General features: G+C 69.6%; 13 protein-coding genes. 5 read left to right on the top strand and 8 right to left on the bottom strand.

Annotated elements, in window-relative coordinates; genetic code table 11:
• Positions 1-140: 140 nt before the first annotated feature.
• From Vlu01_RS27170 to Vlu01_RS27155, 4 genes are all read right to left on the bottom strand, one after another.
• On the bottom strand, positions 141-2,879 hold the full coding sequence (locus Vlu01_RS27170) for an ATP-binding protein (RefSeq protein ID WP_239096161.1): 2,739 nt from the start codon (positions 2,877-2,879) through the stop codon (positions 141-143).
• A complete protein-coding gene (locus Vlu01_RS27165; RefSeq protein WP_110564524.1) occupies positions 2,846-3,040 on the bottom strand; it encodes a hypothetical protein in 195 nt (64 codons plus the stop codon). Before Vlu01_RS27165 ends, Vlu01_RS27170 begins: the two co-directional genes overlap by 34 nt.
• Before the next feature lie 300 nt (positions 3,041-3,340).
• Complete coding sequence (locus Vlu01_RS27160; RefSeq protein ID WP_204004947.1) at positions 3,341-3,775, bottom strand: VOC family protein; 435 nt, start codon at positions 3,773-3,775, stop codon at positions 3,341-3,343.
• 266 nt (positions 3,776-4,041) lie between these two features.
• A complete protein-coding gene (locus tag Vlu01_RS27155) occupies positions 4,042-4,629 on the bottom strand; it encodes a DinB family protein (RefSeq protein WP_204004944.1) in 588 nt (195 codons plus the stop codon).
• Positions 4,630-4,924: 295 nt separating this feature from the next.
• Between Vlu01_RS27155 and Vlu01_RS27150 the strand changes: the two genes are divergently transcribed.
• Complete coding sequence (locus Vlu01_RS27150; protein WP_204004941.1) at positions 4,925-6,571, top strand: DUF6345 domain-containing protein; 1,647 nt, start codon at positions 4,925-4,927, stop codon at positions 6,569-6,571.
• Positions 6,572-6,625: 54 nt separating this feature from the next.
• Here Vlu01_RS27150 and Vlu01_RS27145 read toward each other — a convergent pair whose 3' ends face one another.
• A complete protein-coding gene (locus Vlu01_RS27145; protein ID WP_204004938.1) occupies positions 6,626-9,346 on the bottom strand; it encodes a CHAT domain-containing protein in 2,721 nt (906 codons plus the stop codon).
• Positions 9,347-9,500: 154 nt separating this feature from the next.
• Between Vlu01_RS27145 and Vlu01_RS27140 the strand changes: the two genes are divergently transcribed.
• Positions 9,501-10,955 carry a S8 family peptidase gene (locus Vlu01_RS27140; RefSeq protein WP_239096162.1) on the top strand — a complete coding sequence of 485 codons (1,455 nt, stop codon included), beginning with the start codon at positions 9,501-9,503 and terminating at the stop codon, positions 10,953-10,955.
• Positions 10,956-10,996: 41 nt separating this feature from the next.
• Here the strand turns inward: Vlu01_RS27140 and Vlu01_RS27135 are convergent, their stop codons facing one another.
• Together Vlu01_RS27135 and Vlu01_RS27130 are read right to left on the bottom strand one after the other, a co-directional pair.
• Positions 10,997-11,521: a hypothetical protein gene (locus tag Vlu01_RS27135; RefSeq protein WP_204004932.1), complete on the bottom strand. Its 525-nt coding sequence runs from the start codon at positions 11,519-11,521 to the stop codon at positions 10,997-10,999.
• 41 nt (positions 11,522-11,562) lie between these two features.
• Complete coding sequence (locus Vlu01_RS27130; protein WP_239096160.1) at positions 11,563-12,144, bottom strand: RNA polymerase sigma factor; 582 nt, start codon at positions 12,142-12,144, stop codon at positions 11,563-11,565.
• 193 nt (positions 12,145-12,337) lie between these two features.
• Between Vlu01_RS27130 and Vlu01_RS27125 the strand changes: the two genes are divergently transcribed.
• The gene (locus Vlu01_RS27125) at positions 12,338-13,054 is read left to right on the top strand and encodes an SDR family oxidoreductase (protein ID WP_204004926.1); all 717 of its coding nucleotides are present in this window, start codon (positions 12,338-12,340) and stop codon (positions 13,052-13,054) included.
• 75 nt (positions 13,055-13,129) lie between these two features.
• A complete protein-coding gene (locus Vlu01_RS27120) occupies positions 13,130-13,744 on the top strand; it encodes an NUDIX hydrolase (protein WP_239096159.1) in 615 nt (204 codons plus the stop codon).
• 379 nt (positions 13,745-14,123) lie between these two features.
• Here the strand turns inward: Vlu01_RS27120 and Vlu01_RS27115 are convergent, their stop codons facing one another.
• Positions 14,124-14,588 carry a DIP1984 family protein gene (locus tag Vlu01_RS27115; protein WP_204004949.1) on the bottom strand — a complete coding sequence of 155 codons (465 nt, stop codon included), beginning with the start codon at positions 14,586-14,588 and terminating at the stop codon, positions 14,124-14,126.
• A 200-nt stretch (positions 14,589-14,788) separates the two neighbouring features.
• On the opposite strand from Vlu01_RS27115, the gene Vlu01_RS27110 reads away from it, so the two are divergent.
• A complete protein-coding gene (locus Vlu01_RS27110; RefSeq protein WP_204004924.1) occupies positions 14,789-15,277 on the top strand; it encodes a GNAT family N-acetyltransferase in 489 nt (162 codons plus the stop codon).
• Positions 15,278-15,351: the final 74 nt, after the last annotated feature.

Below are 15,351 nucleotides of genomic sequence, written 5' to 3'. Positions count from 1 at the left end.
GATGAGGGCATGGGATAAAGCCATCGTGGGTGCCGTCGGCGCGGTGGACCCGGGCAGGGCCGGCGACCCGAGGCGCCGAGTCGGAAACGCCACCGCCGGCGGTGGTTGAGCTTCGCGGAGGGCCGCGTGGGCGGTGGCGGTCAGTGCCGTTCGACGATGTCGCCCACCTCGGTCCGGGACGAGACGCCCAGCTTCCGGAGGATGTTCGAGACGTGAACGGCGGCGGTTTTCGGTGAGATGTACAGGCGTCGGGCCAGTTCGGTGTTGGTCAGCCCGTCGCTGATCAGTACTGCCACCTCCCGCTCTCGGGGGGTTAGGGCGGTCGGACCTGTGAACGCGGGTGTCGCGTCGACCGGCGCCATGCCCAGCTGGGCGCGGACCTGGGCGAGCTGGGCCACCCGCCAGCCACGCCACTCGGCCAGGAGGGGCGCGGCCGCCTCCACCTGCGCGGTGGCCTCCTCGCGCCGGTTGTTTGCGAGCAGACAGCGGGCGGCGCCGACGCGTACGGTGCCGCGGGTTGCCGGCGCCAGGATGTGGGCCTCGGCGATGGACAGATAGCTGGCCAGCGCCTCGGCGTGCTGGCTGCGCGCCTCTGCGAGCTGGGCGTCGACGAGTGTCCGGTAGGCGTCCCATACGCTGGCGTCGAGTAGGGCGGCGGCCATCTGGTCGAGCCGGTGCGCCGGCAAGCCGATATCCAGCGCGGCGGAGATCAGGTCGTGGGCCTGTTCATTGCTGCGCCACGTCTGCTCGGGTAGGGCCGTGATGAGTTCCTCCAGGCTCGCTTCGGCGCGCGGGAGATCGGCGCGACGGCAGGCGAGGTGGAACGCGAGGCCGGGAATCATGGTCGACGGGTTGTTGGGCAGCGCTGCCAGGTCGGTGATGAGCTGCTCGACCTGGTCCAGCTCGCCGGCCTCCAGATAGAGCCCGGCGAGGAAGACCCCGTGGTAGTCGGCCCAGCGGCCCGGGCGCCGGTAGCTGCGGTCCTGTTCGCGACCCTCCTTCAGTGCCGCGATCGCGGCGCGCAGGTCGCCGGCCCGCACCGCGAGCCGGGCTCGGCCCTTGAAGTACGTGGCCACCGCGAGTGACTCGAAGCCGGCTCGCTCGGCGTTGACCCGCATCCGTTCCAGTGTTTCGGCGTGCTCGGTCGGCGAAATGGGTGGCTCGCCGTGTACCAGGTCGTTGAGGGCACGGGCGGCTAGCACCCACTCGCCCGCCTTTTCGGCCTCGTCAACGAGGTTGGACAGGATCTTGCGGCCGGCGGCGGCGCTCTGCGGGCGCTCAGTGAGTGTCGAGCCCTTCTCCAGCAGCGCGGCCAGGCGTACGGCTGGCAGGTCGAATTCGTCCGCCAGCGCCAGCGCGCGGTCGGACCAGAGCAGCGCCGCTTCGGGGTCGCCGCGCAGGTACGCCGACTGTGCGATCGCGGTCATCGCCCGCGCCTGGTCGGCACCGGGTGGGAGCTGCGCGATCAGGGTCCCGATGTCGTGCGTCAGGGCGCGCATCTCGTCGGTCTCGCGGGACTCCCATGCGATGCGGACCAGGAGGTACAGCGACTCGGCCCGGTCGGTTGTGGTGTTGGCGAGGTCACGCCAGCGCCGGCCGTACCGTAGGGCGTCGTCCAGCAGTCCGGCCAGCCACGCCGCCCGCGCGGCGGCGGAGAGCAGGTCGGTGTCGTCGGGCACCTCGTCCAGGCCCATCTCCGCCAGCTGCAGAGCCTGGTAGGCGGAGCCGATGGAGAGGTAGAGCGCAGTGCCCCGGCGGGCCGCGGCGATCATATCGTCGTACCGGCCGGCGCCGCGGGCGTGGTGCGCCACCATGGCCGGGTCGGCGGCACCACCTTTCAGGAGTACGTCCAGTGCTGTCTCGTGCAGCCGGCGGCGCTGCCGGCCGAGCATCTGGTCGGCAATCGCCTCGCGCACCAGCGCGTGCCGGAACGCGAACTCGTCATCGCCGGACTCGACCAGCACGCCCCGGGTGACCAGGTCGCGCAACACGGCGATGAGCTCGTCCTCGCCCATACTGGTCACGTCGGCGAGCAAGTCGAACGGGATGCGGTGGCCGAGCACGGTGGCCGCCTCGACGATGCGGTGGCTGACCGGGTCGAGGTCGTCGACCTGGCGGCGTAACACCTCGGCGAGGCTCCACGGCAGCGGCTGCTCGACTAGCACCTCCACGTCGTACCCGGGCAGCGCGCGCAGCAACTCCTCCAGGAAGAACGGGTTGCCGCCAGTGCGGTGGTGCAGTGCCGCCACGGCGCGCAGCGGCGCCGGAGCGCCGGTGGCCGCCGCCAGCAACGCCGCGGTCTGCGAGGGGGTGAGGCGATCCAGGCGTACGTGGGTGACGGTGTGCCGGCGTTCCATCCGGGCCAGCAGGCCAGCCACCGGTTGGCGGCGGGTCACCTCGTCCGGCCGGTACGTTCCGATGAGCAGCCGCGGCCCGCGCTGGTCGGCGATCCGCTTGAACAGCGCCGCGCTCTCCGAATCGGCCCAATGTAGGTCCTCGAAGACGATGACCGCGGGGGAATCGCCGATCAGGTCGGCCAGGATGGCGAGGCCGGTGTGCAGGCGCTCGACCGGGCTGCGCCGCGGGTCCGCGAGGGCCGCAAGCTGCTCTTCGTCGCTCTCTGGACGGCCGTCGATTGCGTCCAGGAGCACCTCGTACGGCCGGGACAGCGAGCCGGGTTCCGCCTGGCCGACCAGCACCACGGTCTCCGCCGACACGGTTGTCAGCAGCTCGTGCACCAGCCGGGTCTTTCCGATGCCCGGCTCGCCCGCGATGAGCGCAACCGCCGGCTCACGCGCCGAAGCGAGCTGCGCCAACCGGCGCAGCTCGCTTTCCCGCCCGATCATCACTGGGCTGGCACCGCCGCGGATGGTTCGCACGACGTGAGGGTACCGTCGGGCTGTCCACGGACGGCCAGGGCGTTACGGGCCAGGCGGGCCCGGCGGGCGCTGGTGAGTAGGCGCTCCCTGTCGGCCTCGGCGATCAACTCGCGGCGACGATCGTTCGCCAGAGCCAGCATCGTGCCCGGGTCTATCAACATGGCTTGTCTCCTTGTCAACCGCTGATGGATCAATCGTCGGTTGACAAGGGGTGCCGCCACATCGGGCAGCGCTTACCTATCTTCACTGCTCAGCGGGGTTTAGCGGAGTGCGCGGGCCGCCTAGGCATACCTAGTGCCCTGCAATCGTCAAGGGCGTCCACCAGTAGAGGTCACCGGATGCGGGGGTATCGGGGGCGAGGGGTGGTTCTGGATCAGGACCGTTGGCGCGCTGCGGGACGGCGACCCTCGTGGTGGTGACCTGCACCAGTCGACTCGCGAAGGTGCCAGTTTCGCGGCCACTCAGGCGAGACAGAACTCGTTGCCCTCGATGTCCTGCATCACCAGGCACGACTCGTTCTCGTCATCGGCAGGTAGTAGTCGCCCGCGTACCGCGCCGAGCGCGACCAGTCGCGCGCATTCGGCCTCAAGTGCGGCCAGGCGTTCCTCACCCACGAGCCCGGTGCCGACCCGCACGTCAAGATGCAGCCGATTCTTGACGACCTTGCCTTCGGGAACGCGCTGGAAGTACAGCCGCGGGCCCACACCTGAGGGATCACTGCATGCGAACCATGAACCCTGACGCTCAGGCGGCAGCGTGCGATTGAACTCATCCCACGAAGCAAACCCCTCCGGTGGCAGCGGTGCGACGTACCCCAGCAGCTCGCACCAGAAACGAGCGACGCGCTCAGGATCTGCGCAGTCGAAGGTGACTTGGATCTGCTTGACCGATGTCATCGGCCCACCATATAGGCGGGTTTTTCGTCGTCTCCACGGGCCCGAGGCTAGCTGCGCCACCGCGCCCCCATGAAGCGCCAGACCCGACTTGCGGACGCCAGCGGGCCATACGGCAGCCGGCGTGAGGGGCCGGCAGCCCACGGACCATGCGGTCTCGTGCTTCCACGCACCGATAATTACCTATTCGTCGGCGCGGAGCTTGTCAACGTCGTCTGCGAAAGGCAAATGGGACCTCGCGAGCCTCTTCATCGGTCATGCTCGTGTCCCTAACAAGCCTTGATTGGTGCGGCCGACCTGGCGGCCTGCTCGATCTTCGCGCGGTAGGCTGCACGGGCTTCCTCGTCGATCTGCTGCTCGTGTTCGGCGCGCAACCCGGTCCGGCCGTCGAGGCCCTCGCGCAGGATGTCGGCGTGCCCGGCATGCCGGATGGACTCGCCGAGGACATGGACCATGATGGCGAACAGGTTCGTGTCGGCATAAGGCTCCGGCCACCATGGCACGTGGCCGGGGGCGTCGAGGGGAAGCTCGTTGATCGTCGCGTCCGAGTGTTGCCACGTGCGCCGGTAGAACGCGATGATCTGATCGCGGGTCTCGTTCTCAGTCGCCCACAGGTCGCTGCCGTTGGAGTCCTGCCACCGGGGCAGCGGGTCCGGACAAGGGCGGTCGAAGACCTCGCCGAAGTACCTGGCTTCGACGGTGGCCACGTGCTTGACCAGGCCGATGAGGTTGGTACCGGTCGCTGTCAAAGGTCGGCGGGCGTCGTACTCGGACAAGCCGTCGAGCTTCCAGAGCAGCGCCTCGCGGTCTCGCCGCAGTCTCCCGTGCAGGTTGGCCTTCGCGAATTCGTCGATCATGCGGCATGAGCCTGCCATGGGCTACTCGTGGTCTCAAACGACGCTCGCGCCGGCAGCGCTCAGCCACACCAGCGACCGAGCTCTGAACACCGCGTCTTCCTCGACGCGAGCCCACAGCGCGGATTGCCTCATCGTTCCTCTGGATTGTTCAGGTGACGCCGGGCAGCGGACGGCAGGGGTCGGGCTGCGGGGACCAGCAGTCAGGTAGCTGACACGCCGACCGTGTATCCGGTGGCGATCTCCGTCGTCTTGCTTGTGGCGCGGCTCGCGCGCCCTCGTCGAACGGGAGGTCTCCATGTCACATCAACGTTCCCGCAGCCGGTGGTGGCGGCTCGGCCTTGGCCTGGCCGTAGCCGGCACGACCGGAGCCGCAACCCTCGCTGCGTCCGGCGTCCCGGTGGCCGCTGCCGCGACCGCTGAACTGCCGTCCTACCAGGTCCGCGCCACGGGCGTCAGCGACGCCCAGGCCGCCGCGCTGGCAAAGGCGTTCGGCATCGAACGGCTTTCCCGCTCTCAGGACGGCAGCGTACGGTTCGCGGACGAGAAGGGCTTCCTCGACATCCCGTCGATCACGGTCGGCGAGACGGGCAAGGACGAGGACGGCAACCCGACGGTCGGCAGCGTCCTGGACGAGGAGGCGTTGGCGCGCCTGCGTCCGATCGACGCCGACAAGGCGCTGAGCCTGACCCGCGAGGCGCTGACCCGCGCCGGTCTGTACCCGGAGCAGGCCCGGCCCACCGTCGGTCACACCACCCTGGAGATGGTCGACGCCAAGGGTGAGCAGACCGTCTCGGCGGCGCTGGACACCACCGTGTCGTTCGCGTTCAACCTGAACGGGGTCCCGTACGAGGGACCGGGCGCGAAGGTCAGAGTCGGTTTCGGCCCGGACGGCACGGTCACCCAACTGTCCTACAGCACGCGCGTGCTGGTGCGGGGCGAGCCAGTGCGAGTCCTCGACACCGAGGCCGGCCGGGAACGGTGCGCCAAGGCCATGCGCGGTGCCGTACGGATCCAGCAGGCCGACTACGCCTACGCGGCACCCGCTCTGGACGCGAAGCTGGACCGCATCGAGCCCAGCTTCCGTTGCTCGGGGGTCAACGTCGACGGCTCAGCGGCTCAGATCACCTTCGTCCCGGCGGCCGTGGACGCCGAGTTGCCCGAGGTCACTCCGTCACCGGTGCCGCCGCGGCGGCAGACGGCGGCGCTCTCGGCACCGGGAATTCAGGCCTACGGCGTCGTCGACGTGGGCAGCGAGGGAACCGGCCCGTGCTCCGGTCTGCCGTGGACCGGCACCAACCTCGCCTCGTTCAACGGCCAGTTCACCTCCCGCGGCATCCCGGTCGAGTTCAGCTGGTTGAATGCCAACGCCTGGGAGCAGGACTTCAAGGACCCGACGTACGGCGGCGACGACAGCAACTGGACCGACCACGTCGACATGACCTACTGGCAGGGTCACGGATCGCCCACCGGGTTCAGCTTCTCCGGGTGCAGCAGCAATGACGACACGTTCCTGGCGAACACCGAGGCCCGCTGGGGTAACGGAGACGTCGAGTGGATGAGCCTCTTCACCTGCCTGGTGCTCGCCAACGAGTCCGGCGGACAGCGGTGGTGGCAGCGCTGGGGCGACGCCTTCGACGGCCTGCACCAGATCAACAGCTTCCACACCGTGTCGTACCACAGTGCCAGCCACGGCGGAACGTTCGCCAACTACATGTTGCGTACGCCGTTCCTCTGGTGGAACAAGCCGATGTCGGTGCGTAAGGCATGGGCGCAGGCCTCCATCGACGACCAGCCCGCGTCGGTGGTATGGGCCACCATGGGTCCGGTCGGGCCGGGCGGTCTGGTCAACTTCGACGACTACTTCTGGGGCAAGGGCAGTGTCGGCCCGGACGTGCCCGCGTCGTCGTTGACCGGCTGGTGGTACATCTCCGGCACCTCCTGATTGGCCGAGCCGCCGGGGGCCGTGGGCACTGCCCACGGCCCCCGGCGCGGTCACTCAGGCCGCCCCGTAGGCGGTCAGACCGCACCAGGTGACGAAATCGGCCGGGGCGGCCGGCGGATCGGTCGCCCGCACCGCCCACAACGCGTCGGCCAGTGATGCGCCGCCCACGATCCGGTCGTGCAGCCGTGGCATCAGCGCCAGCGACGTGCCGTCGGGCAGCGGTACGCCGGAGGCGATCACCCCGGCCGCACCGCCCGCCATCAACGCGCTGACAAAACCCAGCACCTCGTCGCCCTCGTAGTCGCGCTCGACTCCGGAGTCACAGGCGGCCAACACCACCCGGTGCGGGGCGACGGCGCGGCTGTGCAGCTCGTACACGGTGAGTGGACCGTCGCTGAGCTCGAGCGCCGAGAAGAGCGGGCTGTCCGAGCGCAGGTGACCGTGGCAGGCCAGATGCGCGAGGTCGGCCTGCCGGAGTGCGGCGACGACGGCCTCGACGGTGCTCTGCGGTGGCAGCAGCGCCGCCGCTCGGGGGTGGCGGACTTCGAGGGCCTGGACCTCGGCCACGGCGCCGACCAGATTGGGCCCGGCCACCAGCGCGACCTGGTGGCCCGGTCGCCGGGACTGCGCCGCCCGCCGGCTGCGCGCCCACATGGTGGCCGACGGTGCCCCGCACACCGGCCCCCGGTGCAGCGGAGACCACGGAACCCGCAGCAGCTTCGCGGGCGGGACCACCACCAGCGGCGCCCCAGGCGGCACCCCGAGCGGGGCGATGAGCAGGTCGGCGAGGGTGCCCAGGGATGCCCGGGCGGCCGACAGGGCCTGGTCGGGGTAGCGACCGCCGCGGAGCAGCCGCCGCAGGGCGAAGTGCAGCGCGGCAGTTTCCCGTTGTACAACGGACAGTGCGCCGAGCCGGATCCGGCGGGTCCGGCGCGGCCCGACCACGACCGCGACGACCGCGTCGTCCACCGTCGCGAACTCGGCGAGCCATCCGCCGTCGAGCAGATCACGAAGTTGACCCGAGGTCACGATCTCGGCCGACCGCGTCGTGTTGCCGTCGCGGCCCCAGGAGCGCCGCCTGATCCGGGCCTCCAGCGCGGCCTGGCGGGCCAGCAGGTGTCGCGGTTGCGTGCCATGGTCGCGCCGCGCTGCCCGCAGTTCCTGCTCGACTGTGCGCAGCGCGATCACCAGGTCGTCGATGTCGTGGTGGGCAGCGGGTTCCACGGTCAGCAGGGCGGCCGCCCGGGTGCGTTCCAGCCAGTGCAGAATCCGGCTCGGCGGCGCTGCCGTGCGCAGCAGGTGACGCAGACCGAGGTCGCCGAGTTCCGCGCCGTGCCCGGCGGCCAGTACGCGCAGTTCCACCGACGGCAGCGCCGCCCGGTGGCGGGCGAGGTCGGCCAGTCCGGTCGCGCAGTGCCGCAACCCGGCGCCTGTGCCGGGTGCGGCCAACCGAGCCGCTGCACCCTGGCCATAGCTGGTGGCCGCTGCCCGATGGCGTCGAGCGGTCCCGGTGGCAGCCTGGCGCTGGGCGGCCTGCTCCGCGGCGTCCGCCAGCAGGGCCAACGCCAACCGTCCGCGCAGCCGCACCAGCAGCGTCTGCCCGCACGCCAGTGCGCCGGCTGCGGTCAGGTGGCGCTGCGCCCGCCGCTGGTCGTCGGTGGCCAACGCCGCCCGCCCGGCCACCAGATGAGCCTCCACCGCGTTGGCCCGCAGGCCGAGACGATGCAGCGTGGCTGCCGCGTGACCAAGTCGGCGTACCGCCATGGGGGTGAAACCGTCCGCGACAGCGTCGGCCTCCACGGCGGTGACGACGGCGCGCGCGGCCCAGGCGGCACGGCGCTGCCGGCGGAAGTCCCGGACGGCGTTGCTTGCGTCTGCGCGGGCCGTGTCGACATCGCCCAGCGCGAGCGCCAGCCGGGCACAGCGCGCCCGTGCCTCCGCGGCCATCAGCCGGGCACCGTGTCGCTCGAGGTCGGTGGCCGCCAGCCGGGCGACTGCGGTCGCCTCGTCCAGCAGGCGCAGTTCGGCCAGCGCGTCGGTGTAATCCAGATAGTGTTCGCCGAGCGGTAGACCGGCCGCGGTGTAGCGCCGGCCAGCCTCCTCGAACCGGCGCAGGCTCTCGGTGAACCTGCCGGCATGGAAGCTGGACCAGGCTCGGCTGTTTTCGATGACCGCCGACAACATCGGCCCCAGTTCGCTGGCGAGCGGGGCGGCCCGGTCCAGGTAGGCCAGCGCCGCCTGCGGACGACCGAGCTGGGTCTGCGCGTACGAGAGGTTGTTGGCCGCCTTCACCCAGATCGCCGGCGGGCAGGCGGGCTCGGCGAGCACGAGCCGGTACTGACGCGCGGCCGCGAGCACCCGACCGGCGTTGTGGTCCAGGATGGCAAGCTGCATGAGCAGCTCAGGACGCTGGTGCGCGGACACCAGGTTCGCTGCCCGCCGCAGGTCCCGTGTTGCCGCGGCATACCGGCCGAGTTCCTGCAGCGCCACCGAGCGGGTGAGCAGTACCTCCCCGAGCCGGTGGTGCAGGCTGTTGCGGGTGGCCAGCCGGGCCGCCTGATCCAGCAGGCGCTTGGCCGCCTCGTTGTCGAGTACCGCGTGGCGGGTCCAGGCCAGCGCACGCAGACCCGAGATCAGTGCTTCGTCGTTACCCGCCCGGCGGGCCAGTTCGACGATTTCCCCCGCTTCGGTGGTGTATCTCGCGGGGTCGAGGACGACTCTGGAGTACGCGGCATCCGCCTGTGCCACGAGGTCCGTACCACGATCAGCCGTCATCGTGGGACCGTTCGCCGCCGTACGTCAATATCTGCAGTCTATCCACACCCAGCCCCAGGTTATCGCTGGTGGTCCCGGTGAGCTGTGGCCGACTCTGGCTGCCGCCACGGCAGCGGGAATCACCACGATCCTCGACAGGAGCGTCACTGTGAACATGAAGAACACGTCCCCTTCGGCTCCGGTCCCGGACGAGTTTCCGGAGCACCGGTCCGGAAAGCAGCTGAAGATCGACGCAGCCCGCGTACGCCGCCAACTGCAGGTGTTGACCGTCGACGCGAGACAGGGGCGAACCAGCGAAATCATCGACCAGATGCGGGACCGGCAGGACCGGGCGCCAGCACGGTTCGCCCTGCCGTTCGACCGGTACCCGGTGACCGACCTCGCCGGACGGTCGACCTACGTCCTCGTCGCGCGGGGTCAGTTGGTGGTCGAGATGGATTCGGCGGGGCCGGGAGCCGACCCGCGGCAGGTGCTGCGCGCGTTGGGCTACCGGCCGTGGAAGCGGGACGTGCCGTCGCCGGAACGGCGCACCGGGGTCCCGGAACGGCGGCGTATTGGGGTACCGGAGCGGCGCATTGGGGTATATGAAGGCCGCAAGCGTCCGCAGGAGTTGGCCGGTGACGTCCGGAAGCTGGCCGAGATGGGGATCACCGCCGCGCCACATCTGGTCGTACCGCTCGGGCACATCATCAAGGGCGACGACTATCCGTACGCCACCGCCGCCCTCGGCGAATTTTCACCGGAGACCGGGGGCAAGTCGGGCGTCCCGGCGGTGCGCGTGGCGGTCATCGACACGGGCATCACCCCGGAGGATCGGACCGACAACTGGCTGGACGCCATCGTCCGGCGGGCGGACAACACCGAGTTCCTCGACGTACTCCCGGTCACCGACGGCCGTGCGGGCGACGGCCGGCTCGACTGGTCGGCCGGGCACGGCAGCTTCGCCGCCGGCATCGTGCAGCGGGTGGCGCCCCGGTGCGAGGTGAGGGCGTACCGGTTCACCCGCAGCGATGGGCTGGGCACCGACAAGGAGGCCGCCGAGGCGATGCTGCGCGCCGTGGAGGAGGCCGCCGCCGACGGCGTACGGCTGATCATCAACGCCTCGATCGGGACTCCCGCCGTCGACGGTGTGCCACCGCTGGCCTTGCAGAGCACGGTGCGGGAGATCGCGGAACGGTTCCCGGAGGTCCTGATCGTGGCGAGCGCCGGAAACAACGGCAGTGCGGATCCGATGTATCCGGCGGCCTTCGACGGTGTGGTCGCGGTCGGTGCGCTGACCGAGGACCTGCTACCGGCCCCGTTCTCCAGCCACGGCGACTGGGTCGACTGCTCCTGTGTCGGCCTCGGGGTGGTCGCCACGTTCGTGACCGGCACGCTGCCGCCGGTGCCGGACCCGGTGGTAGCCGACTACTCGTTTCCAGCGAACTCCTGGGCGGTCTGGAGCGGCACGTCGTTCTCCGCCCCGCAGATCAGCGGCATGGTCGCCAGGGCCTGCGTGGACGATCCCGGCCTGACTCCCCGCGACGCGCTGGACGCGTTGCTGGCAGGGCGGCGGACGATCCCCGGTTACGGGCGGGTACTGCGGGTACTGCCTGGTACGCCGGTCTGAGGAGCACGGGTGTCGGCCGGCGTCACGCCGACCGGCACCCGTCAGTCCAGCCTGACCCAGGCCGTGGTGATCGCGTTCCGTCCCGGGCGTTGCCAGGTCAGACGCATCAGGCCGACACCGACCGCCTCCACCACGAATCGTCCCTGGTCGTCGGCGTCCACCTGACGGACGGCATCGCCCGCGGCCTGCCGTACCTCGACCCTGGCCGCCGCTGGCGGTTGCAGTTGGCCGAGCAGCCGGCGGTACCGGCCGGACGGGCTGACCTCCACCTCGACCGCCTGCGGCTCATCGGTCTCGGTCGGGCCTGCGACCTCGAAGGTGAGCAGCCGTGGGGCGGTTGCCTCCTTGCCGGCGCGTACCGCGGTGCCGACCACGTCCACCGCCGAGTCGGCCACCAGTGCCGCCAACTCGGTGTCGACCTGGCGCAGACCGAAGCTCTGCTTGGCCAGCTCCGCCGCCGCCGCCGGCGGCGCGTCTGCTGCCCGGATCAGATCGCCGAGGGGGGCCAGCAGCGGATCGTCCGCGCCCGCAGCTGGCGTCTCCGGCCCCGTGTGCTCGTCATCCACGAATTCTCCTCAGTCCTCGGGTTGCCGTTACCCGCTTTCTCCTACGAGTCGGGCAACCCGTCGCTGATACCCTCGGCGTCAAGGAGGCCGCGTAGTTTTGCCAGGCACCGCCCCCGGATCGGGCCGAGACTGCCCACCGGCATGTCGAGTGCCGCGGCGACCAGTTGGTAGGAGACCCGGTCGCCGTCCGGTTCGATCAGCAGGAGTCGCAGGATCTCCTGGCAGCGGACGTCGAGCCGGCCAAACTCGCGCCAGAGCCGGGCGTTCCGGTCCGCGATCAGCGCCGGCTGGTCGGCCGACGCGGACGGCCCCCCGAAGTGGTCCAGCAACCGGTCGTCATCCGTGGGACGGACCCGCTTGTTGCGTCGGAGGAGACCCAGACACTCCCGGCGACAGGTCGTGCCGAGCCAGCCGGGCAGGCGGGCGGGGTCGTGGATGGTGTCGAGGTGCTCCAGCAGGCGTAACCAGGTGAGTTGGAACGCGTCAGCGGCGTCGGCTGGACTCAGACCGAAGTGCCGGCAGATGGACCAGAGCAGCGGGCTGAACCGGTCCACGAGGTTGTTCCAGGCGAGCTGGTCGCCGGAGGCGGCGAGCCGTAGCTGGTGCGCGATGTCATGGCGCACCGCGGGCACCGGTTGAGGCGAACCCGCTCCGGCATGCCTCTCACTCATGCAAAGCCTTCCGACGTGCCGGCCGCGCAGCTGTGGGTGCAGGCCGGACTCCGGCCACACACACGTCGAGGTGAGAGCTGAGCAGACCAGCGGATCCTATCGAATGCTTGACCTCAACCAGGATTGAGGTGTTTTGCTGGCGGCCATGAGTCTTGATGGCCTACGAGTCGCGATCACCGGTGCCGCACGTGACACGGGACGGCTGTTGGCCGAAGCCTTCGCGCAGCACCGTGCGCAGGTCTTCCTCTCGGCCCGTGACCTGTCCGCAGCCGAGCGGGTGGCGGATGCGATCAGCCGACAGGGGCCAGGTCGGGCAGCGGCATTCAGGTGCGACCTTGCCGTACCGGATTCGGTGCGGGTGTTCGCCGCAGCCCTGGCCGAGCGGACGGACCACCTCGACGTACTGGTGAACAACGGCGCGCCCTATCTCGACGGCGACGACCTGGGAGATGTCTCGGACGACGAGATCGAAGGGGCGGTGGCGGCTGGCGGGACCGGCACGATGCTGGTGACAAAACATCTGTTGCCGCTGCTGCGGGCATCGGCACGACCCGACATCGTCAACATGATCTCTGCCTGCGGCGAGGTGGGTCACCGCCGATCGGGTGCGCATCCTGCCTTCTACGCCGCCAAACACGCCCATGCCGGCTTTGCGCAGATCCTGTCGTACCGGCTGCGCCCGGCAGGTATCCGAGTGATCTCACTGTTTCCCCCGGACTTCGTACAGGAGGGAACCCGGCAAGCAGGCCACGACCTCACCGCGCGGTCGGTGGTCGACTGCGTGCTCTTCGCTGTCGGTCAACCACGCGACTGCTTCATCCGCGAGTTCCACTTCGAGCAGGTTCGGCAGCCACACCCCTGAGCGAGGCGGTCACTGCCCGCGCGCCGGCTCGGGCTCCAGAGCAGTGGTGTCCAGGCCGTCATGAACTGGTGGCGGATGAGTACGGTTCTCGAGTACTGGAAGACTGAGTTGATGCGGGCGACCAGGGAACTCCTCGACGAGATCTATGCGCTCATCGACAAGCTGCAACCCTTCGACAGCCTTGAAGCTCGTCATCGTCGAGAGTCCCTTGCCTGGCTGCGCGAGACCGACGACGTGTTCCGCCGCGTGAAGCCGCGGACCCCCTCGCCGCACCTGGTCGCTTACTTTCTCCTTCACGACGACCTGGATGGAAGTGTCCTCCTGGTCGACCACATCAAAGCAGGCCTGTGGTTACCCGCGGGCGGTCACGTCGAACCCGGCGAGCACCCGGCAGGGACCGTGCGACGCGAGGTGGTGGAGGAACTCGGTGTCCCAGCCGTGTTCCTCCCCCAACTTGGTGAACGTCCCCTCTTCCTCACCGTCACGGAGACTGTCGGTACGTTGGAAGAACGGCACACCGATGTGAGCCTGTGGTTCGTGCTGGCCAGCAGCCGCGATCAGGTGTTGACCCCCGACCCCAGTGAATTCCGAGGGATCCGATGGTGGACTCCTCAGGAAGTCCGTGCCGCTGATCCCAAGACCCTTGATCCCCACATGGGACGCCTGATCTCCAAGCTCACCACTCTCTGATCGAAGCCACGCCACACGAAGTGCGGGCCGTTAGGAGCCGGCTCTCCCGTCGACCGTCTACGGCAGGACTCCCTCAGGGGGCGGTCTCCTCAGCGCACCCGCCCGCGACAGATCAGTGCGGGCATCGAACGTTGTAGGGAACGAGCTGCATCGGTATGGGTTGCGGAAGGCCCCTGTCCCACCCTCGCCGTCGTGGATCTGCACTCGGTAGTGTGCCGTGCCCTGTGCGCCGTCACCTGTGTGCTGTGCTGGGCCTGCGTTGTGTGCTGGGGAGTCGAACCCCTGCGCCTGCCCTCGGCGCGCCAGGAGTGAACCGGATTACCCGCCGGCTCTCGGGTTCGTGCACGCCTCCACGTCGGCTACCTGCTCCGCAACCCTTTCAGTCCAGCAGGTCGACCTCCCAGTTCGTCCGCTGGATCACAGTGTCGACCTCGCGAAGTTGCCGGGCCAGGTCGTCGGCCTGACTCCGCAGCTGCGCTACCGGCAGCGCCGGGATCATCTTCAGCTCCGACCGCAACTGCCGAAACCCGCGCTGGCCCTCCCCGGCCGCGGCGTCGGCGGCAGACGTGACCACGCGGTGGCGCAAGCGCAGCACGTCGCGGCGGGCCAGCGCGTCGGTGAGAGTGCCACCCTCGACATGCGTGGCGGCGTTCGTGCGGTTGATCCGCCGGATCAGCGTCTCCAGTTCCCCGAGCACTTCGCCCGCTTCCACCAAAAGTGCCGCAGCGTCCTCAGCAGGCGTCTCACCCTCCTGGTATCGAGCACTGGCGACGATGCGAGCGCGGAGTTGTTCGGCGCGACGCGCCGCATCCGAGCGCAGCGCAAGAGCCTCAGCGAGCTTCATGCGCACCAGTATCACCAACGAAGCTCACTGCCACCTTCCAATTTCCGGACCCCGGCACGACGGAGCAGCATGTCGTCGAGCGTCTCGTTCCACTGCTACGACGGACCGCCACGGTGAGAACGCCGATGGCGACCGATCTGCGGCAGATGCGCGATTGGTTCTGCAACGCGGCCGGCTGCTGGGCTGGGTAGGCTCCGGGGATGCTTCTGCGCGACGTGGAGCCGGCCGACCTCGATGCGTATGTCCGTATGCGCTGTGATCCGGTCATGATGTCGGAGCTCGGCGGACCGCAGCCGCGCGAGCGTATTGCCGATCAGCTCAGGCGTGACCTCGAGACGGTTCGTGCGGACAGCGCCTGGATCAAGATGATCGTTGCCGGTAACTCCGCGCAGGTGGCAGGGACGGTGACGCTGTACTCCCAGGAGGGCATTTCCGAGATCGGTTGGATGGTTCTGCCGGAATTCCAGGGCAGAGGCCTGGCGGGCGAAGCCGTCCGCCAGGTTCTCGACCTGGCCCGCGCGTGTGGGCGTTGGGGCCTGATCCACGCGTTCCCGGCCACCACGAACGCCGCATCGAACGCTATCTGCCGCTCGGCCGGGTTCTCCTTTGTCGGTGAAGAGGAGACGGTCTTCGCGGGGCGCATCTTCCAGACCAGTCACTGGGTGTTCGATTCATCTGCGCACGCCTGATCGCCTGGCCCCTTCGTCTGCCCGACCACCCTGCTCGAACGGATCCACAACTGGGGCGCCCGATTCAACTCAAG

This window comes from Micromonospora lutea (genome assembly GCF_016863535.1).
Classification (GTDB): Bacteria; Actinomycetota; Actinomycetes; order Mycobacteriales; family Micromonosporaceae; genus Micromonospora; species Micromonospora lutea.
This window is presented reverse-complemented; position numbering and strand designations above follow the sequence as displayed.

Coding starts and splice junctions, on each gene's coding strand:
- Vlu01_RS27165 (WP_110564524.1), bottom strand. CDS start 3,040: ATGTTGATAGACCCGGGCACGATGCTGGCTCTGGCGAACGATCGTCGC.
- Vlu01_RS27160 (WP_204004947.1), bottom strand. CDS start 3,775: ATGACATCGGTCAAGCAGATCCAAGTCACCTTCGACTGCGCAGATCCT.
- Vlu01_RS27155 (WP_204004944.1), bottom strand. CDS start 4,629: ATGATCGACGAATTCGCGAAGGCCAACCTGCACGGGAGACTGCGGCGA.
- Vlu01_RS27150 (WP_204004941.1), top strand. CDS start 4,925: ATGTCACATCAACGTTCCCGCAGCCGGTGGTGGCGGCTCGGCCTTGGC.
- Vlu01_RS27145 (WP_204004938.1), bottom strand. CDS start 9,346: ATGACGGCTGATCGTGGTACGGACCTCGTGGCACAGGCGGATGCCGCG.
- Vlu01_RS27140 (WP_239096162.1), top strand. CDS start 9,501: ATGAAGAACACGTCCCCTTCGGCTCCGGTCCCGGACGAGTTTCCGGAG.
- Vlu01_RS27125 (WP_204004926.1), top strand. CDS start 12,338: ATGAGTCTTGATGGCCTACGAGTCGCGATCACCGGTGCCGCACGTGAC.
- Vlu01_RS27120 (WP_239096159.1), top strand. CDS start 13,130: ATGAGTACGGTTCTCGAGTACTGGAAGACTGAGTTGATGCGGGCGACC.
- Vlu01_RS27115 (WP_204004949.1), bottom strand. CDS start 14,588: ATGAAGCTCGCTGAGGCTCTTGCGCTGCGCTCGGATGCGGCGCGTCGC.
- Vlu01_RS27110 (WP_204004924.1), top strand. CDS start 14,789: ATGCTTCTGCGCGACGTGGAGCCGGCCGACCTCGATGCGTATGTCCGT.